Here is a 19,847-nt window from a genome sequence, read left to right as displayed (position 1 = left end):
AGGGAGTTTTGGTGTGAATACAGATTGGATTACTAATAAAAAAAATATTGTGATCAAAATTTTGAGCTTATCAGCATTAGCAATTATTAGTTCATTAGCACTTAATATATTACCAATATTATCACGAATGATTATTGATAATGGTTTTCTTAAGAATGATGTAGCAATAATATATAGATGTGTAGTATTTATACTCATATTAAATATACTAAAAAGTTTAGCAAATTTGTGGATTAATATATCAATAAAATCTTTAGGGATTTCAGTGGCAGAAAATCTGAAAAAGAAAGTAGTATTAAAGGTATTTAACTCACCTTTAAATTTTTTCGATAAGATTAGCAATGGCGAATTATCTCAAAGAATTAATGAAGTGGATAGCATTTCATCATTGTTTACTCCACAATTAACCAATATTATTGTATCTATAATATCATCAATATTTGCTATAATAATGTCAATTCGTATTAGTCTATCTTTTGTAATTATATATATACTGGCATTCCCAATAATTGCGGTCGCATCTTATAGATTTTCAAAAAAATATAAAGCTGAAACAATAGAATTAATCAATCTCCAAACAAAATCAAATCAAGTTATGCTCGAAAGTATATCTGGAATTAATGAAGTTAAAGGTTTTAATCTTTCATCTCTTAAATTAAATCAAATCAATAATATAAATAAAGAAATATATTTAAAGGAAAGACGTCAAAATACTTTTTTTTCAATAAATAGTGAGATGTTAACCTTGATCAATGTGTTGGTTACAGTTAGTATTACTATAATTTTTACAGTATTATTTAGTAATGAAAAAGTATCTTTGGGGCAATATCTAGAAATTACCCAATATACTTCATTGGCTTTAACACCAGCACAATTAGCTTCAATGATATATACACTGTATCAACCAGCCAGTATATTAAAAAAGAGATTAGAGTTCTTTAATTCAGTGCAACAACAAGATATTTTAGAAGGAGAAAGTCTTAAATTAATAGATTCTATCGAATTTAAATCTGTATCTTTTTCTTATGAGAACAAGAAGGTACTTAATAATTTAAGTTTTAAGGTAAATAAATCAAATAAATTTCTAATTTGCGGACCTAATGGTAGCGGGAAAACAACAATAACAAAATTATTATTGAGATTTTATGATAATATACAAGGCCTTATAATATTTAATAATCAAGATTATAGGAGATATTCAATAGAGAGTATTAGAAAGCAGATAGCAATAGTATTTCAGGATACATTTTTATTTAATGGATCTTTATATGATAACATTGCATGCGGAAATGATGACATCACAGATTATGATATCAAAGAAGCTATTGAAAAAACTGGGTTGCTAGATAATTTGAATATTAAATCTTATGATGATTTGCTATCTCTACCAATTTTAGAAGGAGGAAAAAATTTATCTGGTGGACAGAAAAAAATGATATCTCTTGTAAGAACATTAGTAAGAAAGCCAAGTGTTATCATATTAGATGAGCCAACGACATTTTTAGATAGTAAAGCGAAAAAAGATATTATTAATTATATTGCAAAAGAGCATAGCGAGATCTTAATTGTAATATCACATGATGAAGATCTATTTCAATATTTAGATAAAAAGATTCAATTGGGGAATAAATAATATGTGTTCAAAGTCAAGAAAATCGGTCAAAGAACAAAAATAGAGGTGGATACTTAGCATATAATTTGTAAAGTTGATGCTCTGCAAAACAGCTTCAAGTGCTAGATAGAGTATTTATAATATGAATTACTTACATTAATCAATAAAAGGATGGTAACTGATAATAAGTTTCAAAGGAACCGCTTCGCCTAATCATTAAACATACAAATATTTTTATTTAGCTCAAATATTTGTTTATGAGATTATATTTCTTGTAAGTCTCATAAAATATCATTAATACCTACGTTTTTATTAGAATGAAAGATTCTATTATAAAAAATATTCTATTAAAATGCCTAAAAAAATTTAAAAAATATATTGCATAATGAAGAAAAAAGTGTTATCATGAAAACGTAGTCAAGGAGGGGCGCTAGTGAAGAGCCCTAAGTAGACTATAATAAAATAATAATATCTAGCATGTTACTGATTCGATCAGGCATAAGCATAGAGAAGTAAAATGATGTAATATTTGTTCGTTATATCACATATTTTTGTACAGTTTTTATAGGGTATTATCATATTTTTATGATTTAATTTAATGTACAAATAGTGTGACGAAATCCGGATATATGTATTTTGTTTTATTTCCAAATGCTTAGGCCTTTTGTTTTTGTAACAAATAAAAAATAGGAGGTATAGAAATGGTAGGAATTATTCTTGCTAGTCACGGAGAATTTGCTAACGGTATCTTGCAATCTGGTAAGATGATTTTTGGAGAACAAGAAAACGTAAAAGCTGTTACGCTTATGCCTAGCGAAGGACCTGATGATCTTAGAGCAAAAGTGAAAGACGCAATTGCATCCTTTGACAACCAAGATGAGGTTTTAATCTTAGTTGATCTTTGGGGTGGTACACCATTCAACCAAGCGAATACTTTATTTGAAGAACACAAAGATAAGTGGGCAATCGTAGCTGGTATGAATTTACCAATGCTTATTGAAGCTTATGGTGCACGTCTTTCAATGGAATCTGCACATGAAATTGCAGCTTATATCTTAAATGCAGGTAGAGAAGGAGTTAAAGTTAAGCCAGAAAGCTTGGAACCAGTAGTTACTGGTAAATCTGCAGAAGCGGGAGCAGGGCAGTCTAATGCAGGTGCACCTGGATCATTCGAATATGTTTTAGCTCGTATTGATTCTCGTTTACTTCATGGGCAAGTAGCAACTGCTTGGACAAAAACTGTAAATCCTACACGAATTATTGTCGTGTCAGATGATGTATCTAGAGATGAGCTTCGTAAGAATTTAATCACACAAGCATCTCCTCCAGGGGTTAAGGCTCATGTTGTTCCAGTTGATCACATGATTAAACTTGCAAAAGATGATAAGCATTTTGGAGGGCAACGTGCAATGCTTCTTTTTGAAAATCCAAAAGATGTACTTAGAGCTGTAGAAGGCGGAATACCACTAAAAACAATCAATGTTGGTTCAATGGCTCACTCTATAGGTAAGGTACAACCAAGCAAAGTGCTTGCATTCAATCAAGAAGATATCGATATATTTAATAAGCTTAAAAAAGCTGGACTTACTTTTGATGTGCGTAAAGTACCAAATGATTCAAAAGCAAATATGGACGAAATACTTAAAAAGGCACAAGAGGAATTAAACAAATTAAAATAATCTAATTATTTAGAGAAAAAGGAGGATTAATAATCATGACTTTAAATATAGTTCAAATTATATTAGTCATCATTGTAGCATTTCTAGCTGGTGTAGAAGGTATCTTAGATGAATTCCATTTCCATCAGCCAGTAATTGCTTGTACATTAATTGGCTTAGTTACAGGTAATTTAGTACCATGTTTAATCTTAGGCGGTACTCTTCAAATGATTGCCTTAGGTTGGGCAAATATCGGTGCAGCCGTAGCACCAGATGCAGCGCTCGCATCTGTTGCATCCGCAATTATTTTAGTTCTTGGAGGTCAAGGTCAAGCAGGAGTTGCTTCAGCAATCGCTATTGCTGTTCCTCTAGCAGTTGCAGGACTATTATTAACAATTATTTGTCGTACAATAACTACAGCGTTTGTACACTTTATGGACGCCGCTGCTAAAGAAGGAAATATTGGAGCTATTGAATTTTGGCAAATCGCTGGTATTTGTTTACAAGGTATACGTATTGCAATTCCAGCAGCTTTGATTTTAGCAATTGGAGCTGGTCCAATTCAAGGATTACTTGCTGCTATGCCTACTTGGTTAACAGATGGTTTAGCAATCGGTGGTGGAATGGTTGTAGCTGTTGGTTATGCAATGGTAATCAATATGATGGCTACAAAAGAAGTATGGCCATTCTTTGCAATTGGTTTTGTATTAGCAACTGTTTCACAAATTACACTTATCGGACTTGGTGCAATAGGTATAGCTTTAGCACTTCTTTACCTAGCACTTAGCAAACAAGGTGGTTCAGGTAATGGTGGAAGTTCAAATACTGGTGATCCTTTAGGGGATCTTATCGATAGATACTAAGAAGGGAGAGAGACGAAAATGGCAAAAGAATTAAAATTAACAAAAAGAGATCGTATTTCTGTTTGGTTCCGTTCATTTTTCCTTCAAGGTTCTTGGAACTATGAAAGAATGCAAAACGGTGGTTGGGCATTTACAATGATTCCTGCAATCAAAAAATTATATAAGACTAAAGAAGAAAGAGCTGCAGCGCTAGAACGTCACTTAGAGTTCTTTAACACTCACCCATATGTAGCTTCACCAATTATTGGTGTAACATTAGCGTTGGAAGAAGAACGTGCAAATGGTGCACCAATCGATGACGTAACTATTCAAGGTGTTAAAATTGGTATGATGGGACCTTTAGCAGGTATTGGAGATCCAGTTTTCTGGTTTACAGTTAAGCCAATTTTAGGAGCATTAGCTGCTTCTCTTGCTATGAGCGGAAATGTACTTGGACCAATTCTTTATTTCATAGCTTGGAATATCATTCGTATGGGATTCATGTGGTATACACAAGAATTTGGTTACAAAGCAGGTTCTCGTATTACTGATGACTTGTCAGGTGGTGTATTACAAGATATTACAAAAGGAGCATCAATCCTTGGTATGTTCATTCTAGGATCGTTAGTTAACAGATGGGTATCTGTTAAATTTGCACCAGTAGTATCATCAGTTAAGTTAAGTGATGGTGCATTCATTGATTGGAGCAAACTTCCTGACGGAGCACAAGGTATTCAACAAGCTCTACAGCAACAAGCATCTGGTATGTCATTAATTGATCATAAGATTACAACACTACAAAATAACTTGGATTCATTAATTCCTGGACTTGCAGGATTAATAATTACACTTATTTGTATGTGGTTGCTTAAGAGGAAAGTATCACCAATTATCATTATCCTTGGATTATTTGTAATTGGTATTGTTGCTCATTTAATCGGATTAATGTAACAATTTTTTTACTTAGCCTAGGCTTTTTAGCCTGGGCTTTTGTTAACATATTAATGGTGTTACTTTTATTAGGCTTTCGAATAATTGATAAAAACATGCAAAAAATATATAATAAAAATAAATGTGTGTATAAGTAGAAAAGAGGTAGATCGGATGGTTCAGTCACTTAATACAAAGGTGGATCTAACAATTGAGGCAACAGCTTTTACGGGCCTTTCAGAATATGGCAAAATTATGATCGGTGACAAAGGCTTTGAGTTCTATAATTCTCGTGATTATCGTAAATTTATTCAAATTCCTTGGGAAGAGGTTGACTATGTAATTGCATCCGTATTATTTAAAGGAAAATGGATTCCACGATATGCAATCCGAACGAAGAAAAATGGTACGTATACTTTTTCTTCTAAAGAAGCCAAAAAAGTACTTCGTGCAGTTCGAAATTATGTTGATCCAAAGCGTATGGTTTATTCATTAAGCTTTTTTGATGTGGTAAAACGAGCGGTGAAATCGGTATTTAAGAAAAGTTGATGTATTAAAGAAATTATAATTAAATTATGTAAAAAGCAATTTGATTTTGGCTCGTAGTCAAGAAAGTATTAATTAGATAAGTGAAGATCTTCGTATGAATAATTTTAAAATAAGACTAGGTTAGTATTAATATTAATCTAGTTTTTTCATTAAACAAAAAAATTAAGGAACTTGCTTTTTTCTGTAGCAAGTTCATTTTTCTCGATAATATACAAACTAAAATTTTCTATCATAATTCTCATAGGTTTTTATGATTAATAATTTTTATTTTATGTCTAAAAAATGTTTTATGATATAATCAAAATATATAAAAATGACAAATTAAATCTAATTTAGAATAGATGTGTTATTTGGTGGAACTGCGTATAGTGTTAGTTTAATTAAATTTGTAAAGGAGCAAAAATAAAAATATGATTATTATATTTGAAACATTTATGCATTATAGGTGCGTTATTGGACCCGCCTAAAATTTAGTTGTTTATTAATACTATAGATACTTTTGGCTATAAATAGCTATAGAATAATTTTTTATTATGAGGTAGTATGAGATGAAAATGTTTGCGCAAGAAAAAGTATATAAGTTATTACAAGATTTATATAAAGATGGAAAAGGAAAAGTTACAACATCAGAATTGGCTGATAAATTATCTATAAGCAGACAAGTTGCTAGTCATTATCTAAATAGATTGAGCGAAGAGAAGAAAGTAGTAAAAATTAAAACTAAGCCTGTATATTGGAAGATAAATATAGAAGATAAAAAAGAAAGTATTAAAGTAACAAATGTATTTGAAAACTTTATTGGATATAATGGCAGCCAAAGAAAAATGGTAGAGTCCTGTATAGCAGCAGTTAAGTACCCACCAAATGGATTGAGTATACTTTTAACAGGCAAGAGTGGAGTAGGTAAGAGTTTTTTAGCTAATCTTATATATAAATATTCGAAAGAAGAAGGCATAATACCTGATGACGCTCCTTTTGTTATATTAAATTGTGCAGATTATGCAAATAATCCAGAATTATTGTCATCGATTTTATTTGGACATAAAAAAGGAGCATTTACTGGAGCAAACGAAAATAAAGATGGAATAATACAAGCAGCAAATGGAGGATTCTTATTTTTAGATGAGGTACATAGATTATCTAGTGAGAATCAAGAAAAGCTATTTTTATTTATAGATTCAGGAAAGTATAAACCTGTAGGAGAGAATAAGGTATGGAGGACCTCGAAAGTTAGATTTATTTTTGCAACTACAGAAAATCCGGATGATGTGCTATTAGATACTTTAAAAAGAAGAATTCAAGTAAGTTTAAATATAAGTAGTTTTAAAGAGAGACCTTTAATAGAGAAAGTTCAATTGATTATAAGCGCTTACCATGATGAAGCAATAAGGATAAAAAAGAACTTAATATTGAGAGGAAACGTTATTTCTAAAATTATATCAGAAAATTTTGAAGGAAATATGGGAAAAATAAAAAATATAGCAAAGTTAAGTTGCGCTGAAGAGTATAGAAGACAAGAAAAACAAGATAAGATAATTATAAATGTTGAGTCATTAGAATTTGGAATTAAAATTAGCGAAGAAGAAGAATCTAAATATGGTGATATTGAAATATACTGGGACAAACCATATTTTATAAATAATATAATTGATGAAGATTTAAAATACTTCTTTATAAATATTTTTCAAAAAATTATAAGTTCTGAAAATAATGTGAATGAAATTGAGAAAATTAGAATTAATTTGCATAAGCTGAGTAAATTAATTATAAATAATGAATATACGTATTCATCTGATATTGAATATATTAGAAATAAGTTCATATCATTATGGGACAAAATAATAATTGATAAGTATGGATTAGTGAATAGTAAAATAATTACGAATGATGTATTTAGTATATATGTATATTTGCAAAAAAATATTTATATTAATATTGAAGGAGAGGAGGAAGTATATTCAATATTAAACAAGCATTTTCATAGAGCCCTCTATATATCTAATAGATTTTTAGAGTTAAGTGAAGATAAGATGAATTTTAGTAATAAGATTTTTAAAATAATATTATGTATTTTATTGAGTGATTATATAAATGAAAAGATTACATTAAAGGGTCTGTTGCTGGCTCATGGTAAAAGTACAGCAAGTAGTATTCAATCAGTGGCTAATAAAATATATGAAAATTATATTTTTGAGGCTATTGATATGCCTATAGAAACTACAGTGTCAGAAATAGTTAATGAAACAAAAAAATTCATAAAAAATCAAGATACGTCTAAAGGATTAATACTATTAGTTGATACAGGTTCCTTAAGTAAAATGTATAGTTCTATAAAAAATGAAATTGAAGGGGAATTATTAATTATTAATAACCTAACAACATCAATAGCATTAGATATAGGAAATAAAATGATTCAAAATATTATGTTTAAAGATATAGCTCAAAAAGCAGATGAGAATTATAAAATATCAACGCAATATTTTGAGGGATTTTCACAAAATAAAAATATTATCATTTCTTGTATGTCTGGGATAGGAGTCTCAGAACAAATTAAGTGTATAATGAAAAGATATCTAAAATCAGATGAGTTAGATATTTTAGTTGTTGAGTATAGGGAGATAAAACAAACTGTTAAGGATGGATCTATAAAGAAGATAAGTAATACAAAGCTTATAATATCAACGATTGATTTACCAAAGTCAATATTGATACCAAGTATAAATATATACGATATATTAGATGTGAGTGGTATGAAAAAATTGTATAGGAATTTAACACCATATATAAATAAAAATGATTTTGATGAGATGATGGAAGAATTATTGAAGTTTTTCTCAAAAGAAGGTGTTGCTGAAAAGTTAACTCTTTTGAATTCTAATGTTGTTATTAAAGAGGTTGAAAAGGTAGTAGTAAAATATAGTGATTATTATAATATTAATTTTGATGGAAAGTTTAAGTTGAATTTATATATGCATATTTCTCTTATGATAGAAAGAATATTATTATCAAATAGAGATTCTATAGAATATGAATTGGGAGATTTAGATGAAAAAGAAGAAGAATTCTTTATATTAACAAAAAGTTTCTTCCAACACATCGAGATGAAATTTAATATTATATTAGATAATTATGAAATATCTTTATTGTATGAAATATGTAAACAATATATATAACAGATCTGAATAAAAGTAATTTGCGAAGTGTCTAATTTATTGGACACTTCGATTTTTTTTATACGCCATAAATAAAATCTATTGAATTTTAAAGGATTACACATACTTTAAAAAAATTTCACTTAATTGGCATGGAAATTGCTAAAGATATTTATAGAATATTGAAAGGAGATTATACATGAGAAAGATTTTAGTGGCAACACATGGGTATTATGCAAATGGTATAAAAAGTAGTTTGGAAATTCTAACTGGGATTCATGATAATATCACAACTATAAATGCTTACGTTAGTGATGATAATGTAGATGAAAAGTTAAAAGAGTTTTTTGAAACTATAAGTATTGAAGATGAGGTTGTTATATTTACAGATTTATACGGAGGGAGTGTTAATCAAAAAGTTACAGGATTTAGTAAAGATAAGAATGTTTTTATAGTAGCAGGTTTTAATTTATCAATGGTTATAGAAACTTTTTTGTATACAGGAAATTTAACTAAAGATAAAATAAATGAATTAATAGCAGCAAATCGTAATGAAATGAAATTGGTAGAAATTAAAGCAAATGATGAAGATGAAAAAAATGACTTTTTTTGTTAGACGTACAAGAAACAATTATGTGAGGAGAGATAGGTATGATAGTATCACTAAGAATTGATGAAAGATTAATACATGGACAAGTAGCGATGACTTGGAGTAAATCATTACAGATTGATGGAATAATCGTCGCTAATGATGAAACTGCTAACAATGATATACAAAAAATGACTTTAAAAATGGCTGTACCATCTGGAATAAAGTGTATTATTAAAACTGTTGAGAATGCAAAAGAATTATTAAGAAATCCAAAAGGAAAAAACATGAGGCTGATGGTATTAACCAAAACTGTTAAAGATGCTGTTAGTATAGCGGAAGAGTTTAGTGATATAGAATTTGTTAATGTTGGAAATGTAGGTAAGATGATTTCAGAAGAAAAGACTGTAATCACCAAAGAAGTTTCATTAACTGTAGAAGAGATAAAAGCAATGAAAGAACTGGTTGAGTTATATCCAGAAACAATATTTCAGGCAACTCCTGCTATGGAGAAACATCTAGCCAGAAATATAATGAAAAATAAATAAAAATATATAGAAAAGAGGTAAAGTGATATGTATGAAGCTTTTGTAGTAGCACTATCAGTTTTTGTTGGTGTTGCAGGACATGAATTATTAGGTATGGCCATGCTTAGCAGACCAATAGTTGTAGCTCCGCTAGTAGGACTTTTACTTGGAGATTTTCAAACAGGATTGATAATAGGAGCATCTTTGGAAACAATTTTTATGGGAGTAGTAAATGTAGGAATTTCAAGTTCAGCAGAACCTTCTTTAGCAGCAGGTTTAGCAGCAGCATTTGCTATAAAAATGGGAAGCAATGCAGATGCAGCGATTCCTTTAGCTTATCCAATAGCAATACTAGGTTTGCAATTAATGAATATGATTTTTTCATTTGTATGTGGACCTATTGCACCAAAATTTGTACAACTTGCTAAAGAAGGAAAGGATAAAGAAATAACAAGATTACATTATGGATTATGGTTTCTACATTATGGGCTATATGCATTAATACCATTTTCTGCAATGTTATTTGGATCTGCTGTAGTAGAAAGCATTTTGAAAAACATACCAGGAGTAATAATGAACGGATTATCAGTAGCAGGAAATTTATTACCAGCAGTAGGAATGGCAATGTTGCTTAAAATGTTATGGTCAAAAGAGGTTGGAATATTTTTCTTTGTAGGAGTAGTCTGTATAGCGTATTTAAAATTACCATTAATAGCAGTTGCTGTTATTGCTGCAATAATAGCACTTGTAAATGCACAAAGAGATATGCAAGTGAATAAAAGTAAGTTAGCAATAAGTAATGTTGGTCATAATACGGAAGTAATAGATGAAGAGGAAGAATTTTTTAATTAGATAAAAAGGAGGAGTATAGATGAAATTGACTAAAAATTTGTCAAAAGAAGAAAAAAAGCTTATAAGGAAAATGTTTTGGAGATCAGGAACTATGTATACTTCAGTTAACCCTGTAACTATGGGGGGAGCAGGATTTTGCTACTCAATGATGCCATTTATTAACGAGTTTTATAAAGATGATGAAGAAAAAAGGCGTAAAGCTTTAGAACGACATACAACTTATTTTAGTACAACTATACCGATGAGTTCCTTTGTTATGGGGATAGCTGGATCAATGGAAAAAGAGAACAGTGAAAAGGGTGATTTTGAAGAAAGTTCTATAAATTCAATTAAGTTAAGTTTAATGGGACCTCTAGCAGGAATAGGGGATTCATTGTTTTGGGGAGTATGGAGAGTTGTAACTGCTGGATTAGCAATTGGACTGGCTAATTCCGGAAATATATTAGCGCCAATTATATTTTTATTAGCATTTAATATACCAAATTATTTAATGAGATATTATGGAGCGTTTATTGGATATTCTTTAGGAGCTAAATATATAGAACAATTATATAAAGGCGGTTTGTTAAATATTCTTTCAAAAGCTGCAAGCATTGTTGGAATTATAATGGTAGGGGCAATGACAAGCCAGATGGTTATCTTTAAGACTATTTTAAAATTTAGTTTGAATGGTCAATCTATAATGAATGTACAACAGATATTAGATAGTATTTTTGTTGGCATTGTGCCATTGTTAATCGTATTTGGATGCTTTAAATTATTAGATAAAAAAGTAAGTGTAATAAAAATAATACTATTTATAATAATTTTAGGCTTAATCTTATCATTAGCAGGAATTTGTTAATTTAAACAGGAGATTATTATGCAATATAGTAGTATTAAAAATATTATATATAAAAATAAAAATGAATATTTTAATATTTGTATAAAAGATGGAGTATATTTTAGTGACTTAGAAGAAAGTTATTATTCAAAAAAACTACCAGATGAAAGTTTTTCGTATGATGTTTCAAATAATAAGTCAATTGCAAATATTGACGAGTTTGGAACTATTAAGAGCTTGTCATTTTATCATGGCTGCTATTATTGTGACGATATTCCTGGAGTATGGGTTGCAAAAGATTTTACCCAGAGTAATAATTTTTATTTTGAGGTAAAAGTAGAAGATAAAGTCATAAAACTTAATAAAAATAATGTCTATGTAGAATCTGATCTTGTGGATAATTTATTTCCAAGGGTAGTTCATATTAATAAAAATTATAGAGCAACAGTACTGTCTGTTGCTCCTATATCTAAATCAGGAAAAAGGTTGAGTTTGATAATATATGGATTATATTTTGAAAATATTTCAGATAGAGAAATGAATGTCGAGATTATAATGCCTAAAAGATATAATAAGAAATATTCAGATGTAAGGTATGTTTCAATAGATATAGCCAATAATAAAGGATATTCGAAATCTTATAGCTATAAAATAAAAGCCAAGGATGGTGTTTGGCTTCCAGTTGTTTTTTATCTTCCAGGAAATTATGAAGATTTTAAATTAGTGAGGGAAAAAGGGGCATTGCATTGGATAAATGAGACCTATGATTATTTTAAAGGGTTAACTGGAAACCTTATTATGGATAAAGATAAATTAACTCAACTGATTTATGAAAGAGCCGTCATACAATCGTTATGTGCTATTGGTATGAATGATAAAGATCACATAATAGGCTCAAATTGGGGAACATATCCAGTATTAAAAAGAATATGGAATAAAGATATGTATTACTCGATGTTACCATTTTCAATTTTAGAGCCTGAATTTTATAAAAAAGGGATACTGTGGTTTTCAAAGTATGGTATAAGACCTAAAGGAAGTAAATATGAAGGTGGAATAAAGCACTCAATTACTAATTCATTAAGTTCAATTATGATGGCAGGATTGTATTACGAGTCAACAGATGATAAAGATTTCTTTTTGAGAAATAAAGATTTATTTTATAAATTTATATATATATTAGATGAAACATTAAATTTGAAAACTAATGATAACATAAATCTACTACCGTCAATATGGATATCTGATGCTTTTTCATTAGGAGAATATCATACGGGTTCTAATGTATTTGTGTGGAAAGTACTTAAATCATTTTCTAGAATATGTATGGATGTTTTTAATGAATTCACTTTAAGTAAAAAATACAATAAATATGCAGATAAGTTAAAAGAAGATATTGAAAAATATATGACCTATAGTGGAGTGTATGGCAAGCAATATGTTGAAGGAATAGGAGCTTTAAGTGGTATTAACAAGCTTAAGTATCCTGTAGAAAAATATAAAAAGGAATTTTGGGATGAAGGAATTGATTTCTTATATGACGTAAATGATGGAGAGAATATAAATTTATTAATGCATGATGGAGAAGAATCAGATACTACTTTAATTCCTTATTATGGGTATAAAAAATATGATGATGAAATATTAAGAAATTATGAGAAATTTTCTGCTAGTGATAATAATCCAACATATTCTTGCTTAAGCAGAGGTATTAAATGGGGAAATAAATCTGGAGCTACATTTCCAGGGTATATTACATTTTTATGTGCTTCTGTAAATCATGATAGTATGAGCGGTAACAATGGATATATGACTGAACTTAAGAGATTAATAGATTTAGATGGATCTTGGTGGTGGTGGCCGTATAAGTTAAATAGTAAGACAGGAAATGTGGAGAGAATGAACGAATGTGGAAAGTGTTCATGGGGATCTGGAGTTTTTTCCACTATTTTCATAACACAGTTTTTAGGAGTTAACTATGATGCACCAACTAAAACTTTATTATTTAGACCATTTTCACCTTCAAGCAATTTTCACTGGGAAAATGCTAAATTTGGATACAGCAGCTTTCATTTAAAATATTGTATAGATAATAATTCAACAGAGATATCAGTAACCAACAATAATAATTACAGTATTACTTTAGAAGCAGAAATAATAGGAAGCGGACTTCCAACTATATGTAAAACTGGTGAAAAACTAAATTATTCAAGAGGAAAGTTTTTGAATAATGAAACTGTATTAGTAAAGAAAGAATTATTACCTTATGAAGAAATTGAAATAATATTAAAATAGAAGAGGTGAAATTATATGAATTTATTAGATAACATAACTATATTTAATAATGAGAGGTCTAGAGCCATAACTCCTGAAAATCCAACAGGAGAAAAGGGAAGAGCTTGTATGGCTGATAGCTGTCTTGGAAAAGGCAGAAAGGGAAAATCTAACATAAAGCTTCCGATGAATGAAGAAACCGTAATAGCTGATATAGAAGGTCCAGGAATAATAAAGCATATGTGGATGACTATTAGAGATAGAACTGAAAAAGGAGCATTTGTATTAAGAGATGTAGTGCTTAGAATATATTGGGATGGATGTAAAGTGCCTGCAGTTGAAGCGCCTATTGGAGATTTTTTTTGTAACGGATTCGGTGAAAGATGTGATATAGCTTCTCTTCCTATCGTAGTATGTCCTAATGGAGGATTTAACTCTTATTTTAGAATGCCATTTAAAAAAAGAGCTAAAGTTACTATAATAAATCAACATCCAAAAGATATAACAGCTTTTTTTTATACAATAAATTATTCGTTGGTTGACGAGATTGATAATGATTCTTTGTATTTCCATGCAGTATGGAATAGAGAAAAAATTACTAGATTGCAGGAAGATTATACTATACTTGAAAAAATAAAAGGTAAAGGATGTTATGTAGGAACATATATAGCTCTTACAGCATTAGAAAGATATTGGTGGGGAGAGGGAGAATTTAAATTTTATATAGATGGAGACGAGCAATATCCAACAATATCATCTACTGGATCAGAAGATTATTTTGGAGGAGCATGGGCATTTCATCAACTAGATAAAATGGGAAGACCATCTGCCAAAAACTATTCGACTTTATTTTTAGGGTATCCATATCAGTCTCACAGGGATCCTTCAAGAGACAGATTTGAAACCGGAAAATTAAATGCAGTTCATGCTTTTGGAGACGATTCACTACCTAGACATGGATTATATAGATGGCATATTCTAGATCCAATTATATTTTTTGAAGATATAAAAGTTCAACTTCAACAAATAGGAAATGATGATTTGGAATTATTTGAACGTCAAGATGATATTGCCAGTGTTGCATATTGGTATCAAGATTCTCCAGAAGGCATTTTTAGAAAGTTTCAAGGTAGAAGAGATAGAATTCCTAGATAAATATTGAACTTTAATAATGGGGAGGAAATTAATTATGAAGAGTGTAGTTTGTATGGGTGAAGCATTAATAGATTTTATACCAATCAATGCAAGAAAAAATTTAAAGTTAGTAGAAGAGTTTGTAAAAAAGCCTGGTGGAGCACCAGCTAATGTGTCTGCCGCTATATCAAAATTAGGAGGAAAAGCATACTTTTTAGGATCTGTTGGTGATGATTCGTTTGGAGATTTTTTAAAGGATAAATTTATATGTAACAATATAAATTCGGAATTTATGTATAAATTAAAAAATAAAAAAACTACTGTTGCGTTTGTATCACTAACCGAGGAGGGAGAAAGAGATTTCGAGTTTATACGAGGTGCCGACGAATTTCTAAATTATGAATTAATAAAAGACGAATTAATCGATTTTGATTTATATCATTTTGGGAGTGCTACGGCTTTTTTGGGAGGATATCTAGAAGATAGTTACTATAAATTGAAACGATATGCATTAGATAACAATAAAATCATTTCTTTTGATGCAAATTACAGAGAAGATTTATTCAAAAATAATAAACCTAAGTTTATAAAAGGATGTTTAGACTTTATAAAAGATAGTGATATAGTAAAGTTAAGCGAAGAAGAAGCTTATTTGATTAGTGAAAAAAAAGATATTGAGAATGCAGCAGATTATATATATAAATTAGGGTGTAAAAACTTAATTATTACTTTAGGTAGGAGAGGTGCAATGCTGATAAATAATGAAAAAAGAATTATAATACCATCACATGAAGTAAAGATGGTAGACTCAACAGGAGCTGGAGATGCTTTTATAGGAGCAGTAATTGCTCAGATATTAAATGATAAAAAGAATATAGAAGAAGTTATAAAATTAGCAAATTTAGTTGGAGCTATTACTACAACACGAGTTGGAGGGTTTGAATCTATACCTGATTGGACAGAAGTCAATAACTATATAAAAGATAACAATTTATAAATGTCTTTTACTACTAAAGGAGTATTAGAGAACATAATAAAAGCCACCCGCTGTTTGCGGGTGGTTACTTACATATAAAGTAATATCACTGATTTATAAAAGTAACCTCTAATGGATTTTTATCAACTAATCTTGAATAAGTATATTTAGGATATCCCACCATAATAGCACCAGTGATTTTCTTATTTTCAGGGATGTTAAATAATTTAAGTAATGGGGAATTATCTTTCATAGCAATTCTTTCAAACATCCCAGCCCAACATGAGCCTAAGCCTAGTGTTGGTGCATATAACTCCAAATATGTTAATGAAAGAATTGAATTTTCTCTTCCTCGTGGAAAGTTTGAATCAGCAGTTGCTAGGACAAGACTGGATGCTCCACGCAAAATTGTATCAATTCCTTTTTCACGGTATGGTTTTGTAAATTCGCTCGATACATTAACCTTTTCAAATTCTTCAATAACAATTTTAACAGCTTTATCAAGTATCTTTCTATCATCTATGATAGTATAAGATATTCCTTGAAGATTATGTCCACTAGGAGCAAAATGTGCAATATTCACAAGATCTATTAATTTTTCTCTTGGGACAGGAGTTTCTTTATATGAGCGGATTGAACGCCTTGAACGAAGGAAGTGTTCTGCCTCTTCAGGGCTTAGTTTTGGAAATTTTTTTGAGCTGGTTTGATTGGCTAATGGTGTTTTTATATTATCAATTGCTTCCCGTGGACATATGGCCACACAATGACCGCAGGAAATACACTCTTCACCGCAAATTTCTTTAGGTCCATTTTCACTAAGTTCTAATACACGTTCTGGGCACTCATTTACGCACAAACCACATTTAATACATTTATCTTGATTTACAGTTATTAAATTCATTTTTATCTTCTCCTTTAATTTAAACATATTCCTTTAAGTAATAAGATTTATTTAATAGTATTATCGTATTAAAGATATCTATAATATGCTTAACAATACAAAATTAATGAAAGTAAATTCTTTTTAATCCATTATACAATTAAAGAATTCTTTTAAATAGATGATAAATTATCATAGGATAAATAATCACAGCAGTATTATCATTATTAGCAGTAAATAATTTTTTAGGAATATGAGTTTGTTATTTTTTTGATTATATCTTAAAGTATTTTACAAATTACTGATGAGTTGGTTGATTTTTAGAGACAAATACACTTGAAGATTTAGCACGATCGTCTCTATTTAAAAGATTGTTAGTGATTAAATAATAAACACCTGCTAGTAAAAGTACGCTGCAGCTTGCAATTGTAATTCCAATAACACCAAATGAGTGATATACAGAGGTACTTATCCATGAGCCAAGGGATCCACCTAAGTAATATCCAACCATATAGAGGGAATTTAATCTACTATGATTTTGGAGACTAAGCTTATAAATCCTTCCTTGATTTAAAGACATATTCATCCTTGAACCAACATCTAAAGTAAATGTTACAAGAATTATAATTATGAGTTTAGACCAGCCTATACCTAAGATTAAAAAAGAGACAAACATTATAGCTAAAGCAAAAAGGTTCCATAAGCTTACTTTTTTGCTATTTGTAAGTTTTCCTGAAAATCCAGCAGCTAACGCACCTGCTATACCTAAAAATCCAAAGAGTCCGACTATTGCACTTCCATAATTATAAGGAGAACCTTCTAAAATAAAAGACAATGAAACCCAGAAAATATTAAAGGCACAAAAGGCAGCAGCACCAAAAACTATTGTTTCTCTTAATACTTTTTCTTTTTTTAATAATGGAGGTAAAGATAATATGATATTTTTATAGGAACTTTCCTTTTCTACATTATCCTTTGGAAGAGAATAAAATAAATATACTGCAAAAATTAATAAAACTATTGCCGCAAATTCATGTACTCCTCTCCAACCAATTAATTGGCCTAGAACTCCACCTAGTACTCTTCCGAGTAAAACTCCAAGAAATACTCCGGTTAATAAGTGACCAACTATTATACCTCGTTTTTCTGACGAGATATTTGATGAAACAAATGGGATTATAAGTTGCGCTGAAACACTTGAAATCCCCATAAAAAAGCCTACAACTACTATTAAATTAAAGGTAGAGACTAAAGTCATTAAATATAATAATATAGCTGAACAAATAATACTTAAAATTATTAATTGCTTTCTACTATACCTGTCTCCTAGTGGAACAATAAACAACAATCCCATTGTATAGCCTATCTGTATAGCTGTTATAAGTTTACCAGATGCTGAAGCAGGTATAAAAAAATCATTGGAAATATTGGTTAATAAAACTTGATCGTAGTACAAATTAGCTATTATAATTGCACAAATAATTGATAAAATTAATAATAATTTGGGCTCAACACTAAAAACTGTGCTTGACATAAAATAATTATAAAATTAAATGAAAAATGCATTCAAATTCCTGTATTCTATAAGTGACTAATCCAATAGAATTGAAGGAGTTTAAATGCAATTACAGGATATCACTAATATATTAAATTTACAAGGAATAAATGTTATCAATTTTATCTATGGTTTTGAAGATAGAATTTGTATTGAAATCCAACCTACAGAATATACTCAACCTTGTCCGTGCTGTAAGAGTTTTAAAATAATAAGACGAGGCTCATCTGGAATTAGAAGAGTAAGGCATCTTCCTATATTTCAAAACGAGGTAATATTAAAGGTTCCTAAAATAAGAATGTCCTGTAAGGATTGTAATGCCTCTTTTTCATGGCAATATTCATTCCTGACTGGAAAGAGTCGTTATACTAATGAATTTCAAGAGTTTATTGCAACTAAAGTACCAGGAGCAACGGTTATTCACTGTGCTAGAACATTGAAAATACCATATTCTACAGTTGAAAGAATATATAAAAATTATATTGACTATGTTGTTCCACAATTGCAAGCAAAAGTTATATTAGAAAGTTCTAACACTAACAAGCTTATAACTTGGAATGGATGATTTTGCTATAAGGAAAGGACATAGTTATAATACTGGAATTCATGACCTTCGTAACGGAACATTACTTGAAATAATTCCAGGAAGAAAACTTGAAGAGCTTAGAAGTCATAAGACTGTAAATCCAGAACTTTTTGAGCTCCGACCTTTTGCTATAGTAATGGATTTGGCTCCATATTATCACACATTTGCAAAAGAAGTATACCCAGATGCTATACGTATTGCGGATAGGTTTCATGTTAATAGCTATGCTATGGAAGCTCTTAGAGGCGTAAGAAAACGCATAAGTTGTGATTTAACTCCTGCGGCACGGACAGTATTGAAAAGAAATAAATCAGTACTTGAAAAACGGAATGAATATCTTACATCAAAAGAGGTTGAGATGCTCCAGCAGTTGTTGTCATTATCACCTGACCTAAAAGCAGTATATGAGTGGAAAGAGGAACTTATTGAGTGGTATGACTGTTGTTCAAGTGTTATACAGGCAACAAATGTATTTGATAAATGGTGTAAAAAAGGACATTCACTAAATATACCTGAGGTAGAACGTGCTTTGGTTACTTTTGAAAACTGGAGACAAGAAATAATTAACTATCATCATTGTAGATATACCAATGCCGCTGTTGAAGGTAGAAACGGTAAAATTAAAGCAATTCAACGCAGACACTATTTTACAAGGAATAAAGACTACTACAAAGGAAGAATTTTATTAGAATGTAATAACCATTTCTTGACAGCTTAAGCTGTCAAGAACATATTTTGATGTTGAGCCATAATTTGTTTGAAAAATTTTTGTTTTTTAAAGCTTTATCCATTTTCACATCTTCCTCTCTATAGCTTATGAAGATAGTGTATAATGAAAGTATTATTTTAAATAGAACCTAAGTTATCATATGATTAATAATACTATGTTTAGCAGATAAGAAGTAAGT

The 19,847-nt window shown here is 29.8% G+C and carries 17 protein-coding genes; 15 read left to right on the top strand and 2 right to left on the bottom strand.

Annotation, left to right across the window (positions count from 1 at the left end):
* Positions 1-13 precede the first annotated feature (13 nt).
* The 13 genes from CDLVIII_RS25325 (at position 14) to CDLVIII_RS25265 (ending at position 15,939) form a co-directional block, all read left to right on the top strand.
* Entirely contained in the window at positions 14-1,633 is a 1,620-nt protein-coding gene (locus CDLVIII_RS25325; protein WP_009172341.1) for an ABC transporter ATP-binding protein, read from the top strand.
* A 680-nt stretch (positions 1,634-2,313) separates the two neighbouring features.
* On the top strand, positions 2,314-3,291 hold the full coding sequence (locus tag CDLVIII_RS25320) for a mannose/fructose/sorbose PTS transporter subunit IIA (RefSeq protein WP_009172340.1): 978 nt from the start codon (positions 2,314-2,316) through the stop codon (positions 3,289-3,291).
* A gap of 35 nt (positions 3,292-3,326) precedes the next feature.
* Entirely contained in the window at positions 3,327-4,133 is an 807-nt protein-coding gene (locus CDLVIII_RS25315) for a PTS mannose/fructose/sorbose transporter subunit IIC (protein ID WP_009172339.1), read from the top strand.
* Positions 4,134-4,151: 18 nt separating this feature from the next.
* Positions 4,152-5,063, top strand: a complete 912-nt coding sequence (locus tag CDLVIII_RS25310) for a PTS system mannose/fructose/sorbose family transporter subunit IID (RefSeq protein WP_009172338.1) — start codon at positions 4,152-4,154, stop codon at positions 5,061-5,063.
* A gap of 153 nt (positions 5,064-5,216) precedes the next feature.
* Complete coding sequence (locus CDLVIII_RS25305; protein ID WP_009172337.1) at positions 5,217-5,591, top strand: DUF956 family protein; 375 nt, start codon at positions 5,217-5,219, stop codon at positions 5,589-5,591.
* A 548-nt stretch (positions 5,592-6,139) separates the two neighbouring features.
* Positions 6,140-8,764, top strand: a complete 2,625-nt coding sequence (locus tag CDLVIII_RS25300) for a sigma 54-interacting transcriptional regulator (protein ID WP_009172336.1) — start codon at positions 6,140-6,142, stop codon at positions 8,762-8,764.
* Positions 8,765-8,942: 178 nt separating this feature from the next.
* The gene (locus CDLVIII_RS25295; RefSeq protein WP_009172335.1) at positions 8,943-9,359 is read left to right on the top strand and encodes a PTS fructose transporter subunit IIA; all 417 of its coding nucleotides are present in this window, start codon (positions 8,943-8,945) and stop codon (positions 9,357-9,359) included.
* A gap of 35 nt (positions 9,360-9,394) precedes the next feature.
* The gene (locus CDLVIII_RS25290) at positions 9,395-9,880 is read left to right on the top strand and encodes a PTS sugar transporter subunit IIB (RefSeq protein ID WP_009172334.1); all 486 of its coding nucleotides are present in this window, start codon (positions 9,395-9,397) and stop codon (positions 9,878-9,880) included.
* A 27-nt stretch (positions 9,881-9,907) separates the two neighbouring features.
* On the top strand, positions 9,908-10,711 hold the full coding sequence (locus CDLVIII_RS25285; protein WP_009172333.1) for a PTS sugar transporter subunit IIC: 804 nt from the start codon (positions 9,908-9,910) through the stop codon (positions 10,709-10,711).
* 19 nt (positions 10,712-10,730) lie between these two features.
* Positions 10,731-11,555, top strand: a complete 825-nt coding sequence (locus CDLVIII_RS25280) for a PTS system mannose/fructose/sorbose family transporter subunit IID (protein WP_009172332.1) — start codon at positions 10,731-10,733, stop codon at positions 11,553-11,555.
* A gap of 18 nt (positions 11,556-11,573) precedes the next feature.
* Positions 11,574-13,829: a hypothetical protein gene (locus CDLVIII_RS25275; RefSeq protein WP_009172331.1), complete on the top strand. Its 2,256-nt coding sequence runs from the start codon at positions 11,574-11,576 to the stop codon at positions 13,827-13,829.
* Positions 13,830-13,844: 15 nt separating this feature from the next.
* The gene (locus tag CDLVIII_RS25270; RefSeq protein ID WP_009172330.1) at positions 13,845-14,963 is read left to right on the top strand and encodes a glycoside hydrolase family 172 protein; all 1,119 of its coding nucleotides are present in this window, start codon (positions 13,845-13,847) and stop codon (positions 14,961-14,963) included.
* A 34-nt stretch (positions 14,964-14,997) separates the two neighbouring features.
* The gene (locus CDLVIII_RS25265; protein ID WP_009172329.1) at positions 14,998-15,939 is read left to right on the top strand and encodes a carbohydrate kinase; all 942 of its coding nucleotides are present in this window, start codon (positions 14,998-15,000) and stop codon (positions 15,937-15,939) included.
* 85 nt (positions 15,940-16,024) lie between these two features.
* Here the strand turns inward: CDLVIII_RS25265 and CDLVIII_RS25260 are convergent, their stop codons facing one another.
* Positions 16,025-16,819 carry a nitroreductase family protein gene (locus CDLVIII_RS25260; protein ID WP_009172328.1) on the bottom strand — a complete coding sequence of 265 codons (795 nt, stop codon included), beginning with the start codon at positions 16,817-16,819 and terminating at the stop codon, positions 16,025-16,027.
* 277 nt (positions 16,820-17,096) lie between these two features.
* Positions 17,097-18,332: an MFS transporter gene (locus CDLVIII_RS25255; RefSeq protein WP_009172327.1), complete on the bottom strand. Its 1,236-nt coding sequence runs from the start codon at positions 18,330-18,332 to the stop codon at positions 17,097-17,099.
* Between the two features lie 85 nt (positions 18,333-18,417).
* On the opposite strand from CDLVIII_RS25255, the gene CDLVIII_RS32360 reads away from it, so the two are divergent.
* A complete protein-coding gene (locus tag CDLVIII_RS32360) occupies positions 18,418-18,918 on the top strand; it encodes a transposase family protein (protein ID WP_050816292.1) in 501 nt (166 codons plus the stop codon).
* Entirely contained in the window at positions 18,911-19,657 is a 747-nt protein-coding gene (locus CDLVIII_RS32355; RefSeq protein ID WP_050816291.1) for an ISL3 family transposase, read from the top strand. The genes CDLVIII_RS32360 and CDLVIII_RS32355 overlap by 8 nt, the downstream gene beginning before the upstream one ends.
* Positions 19,658-19,847: the final 190 nt, after the last annotated feature.

It is taken from the genome of Clostridium sp. DL-VIII, from assembly GCF_000230835.1.
Taxonomy (GTDB): domain Bacteria; phylum Bacillota; class Clostridia; order Clostridiales; family Clostridiaceae; genus Clostridium.
Note: the sequence above shows the minus strand (reverse complement) of the source record. Positions and strands in the feature narration are given on the sequence as shown.

What these genes read in the sequence shown, in the direction of transcription:
- CDLVIII_RS32355 (WP_050816291.1), top strand. Translation starts at nt 18,911, where the DNA reads ATGGATGATTTTGCTATAAGGAAAGGACATAGTTATAATACTGGAATT.
- CDLVIII_RS25285 (WP_009172333.1), top strand. Translation starts at nt 9,908, where the DNA reads ATGTATGAAGCTTTTGTAGTAGCACTATCAGTTTTTGTTGGTGTTGCA.
- CDLVIII_RS25275 (WP_009172331.1), top strand. Translation starts at nt 11,574, where the DNA reads ATGCAATATAGTAGTATTAAAAATATTATATATAAAAATAAAAATGAA.
- CDLVIII_RS32360 (WP_050816292.1), top strand. Translation starts at nt 18,418, where the DNA reads ATGCAATTACAGGATATCACTAATATATTAAATTTACAAGGAATAAAT.
- CDLVIII_RS25305 (WP_009172337.1), top strand. Translation starts at nt 5,217, where the DNA reads ATGGTTCAGTCACTTAATACAAAGGTGGATCTAACAATTGAGGCAACA.
- CDLVIII_RS25315 (WP_009172339.1), top strand. Translation starts at nt 3,327, where the DNA reads ATGACTTTAAATATAGTTCAAATTATATTAGTCATCATTGTAGCATTT.
- CDLVIII_RS25290 (WP_009172334.1), top strand. Translation starts at nt 9,395, where the DNA reads ATGATAGTATCACTAAGAATTGATGAAAGATTAATACATGGACAAGTA.
- CDLVIII_RS25270 (WP_009172330.1), top strand. Translation starts at nt 13,845, where the DNA reads ATGAATTTATTAGATAACATAACTATATTTAATAATGAGAGGTCTAGA.
- CDLVIII_RS25310 (WP_009172338.1), top strand. Translation starts at nt 4,152, where the DNA reads ATGGCAAAAGAATTAAAATTAACAAAAAGAGATCGTATTTCTGTTTGG.
- CDLVIII_RS25300 (WP_009172336.1), top strand. Translation starts at nt 6,140, where the DNA reads ATGAAAATGTTTGCGCAAGAAAAAGTATATAAGTTATTACAAGATTTA.
- CDLVIII_RS25265 (WP_009172329.1), top strand. Translation starts at nt 14,998, where the DNA reads ATGAAGAGTGTAGTTTGTATGGGTGAAGCATTAATAGATTTTATACCA.
- CDLVIII_RS25255 (WP_009172327.1), bottom strand. Translation starts at nt 18,332, where the DNA reads ATGTCAAGCACAGTTTTTAGTGTTGAGCCCAAATTATTATTAATTTTA.
- CDLVIII_RS25320 (WP_009172340.1), top strand. Translation starts at nt 2,314, where the DNA reads ATGGTAGGAATTATTCTTGCTAGTCACGGAGAATTTGCTAACGGTATC.
- CDLVIII_RS25295 (WP_009172335.1), top strand. Translation starts at nt 8,943, where the DNA reads ATGAGAAAGATTTTAGTGGCAACACATGGGTATTATGCAAATGGTATA.
- CDLVIII_RS25260 (WP_009172328.1), bottom strand. Translation starts at nt 16,819, where the DNA reads ATGAATTTAATAACTGTAAATCAAGATAAATGTATTAAATGTGGTTTG.
- CDLVIII_RS25280 (WP_009172332.1), top strand. Translation starts at nt 10,731, where the DNA reads ATGAAATTGACTAAAAATTTGTCAAAAGAAGAAAAAAAGCTTATAAGG.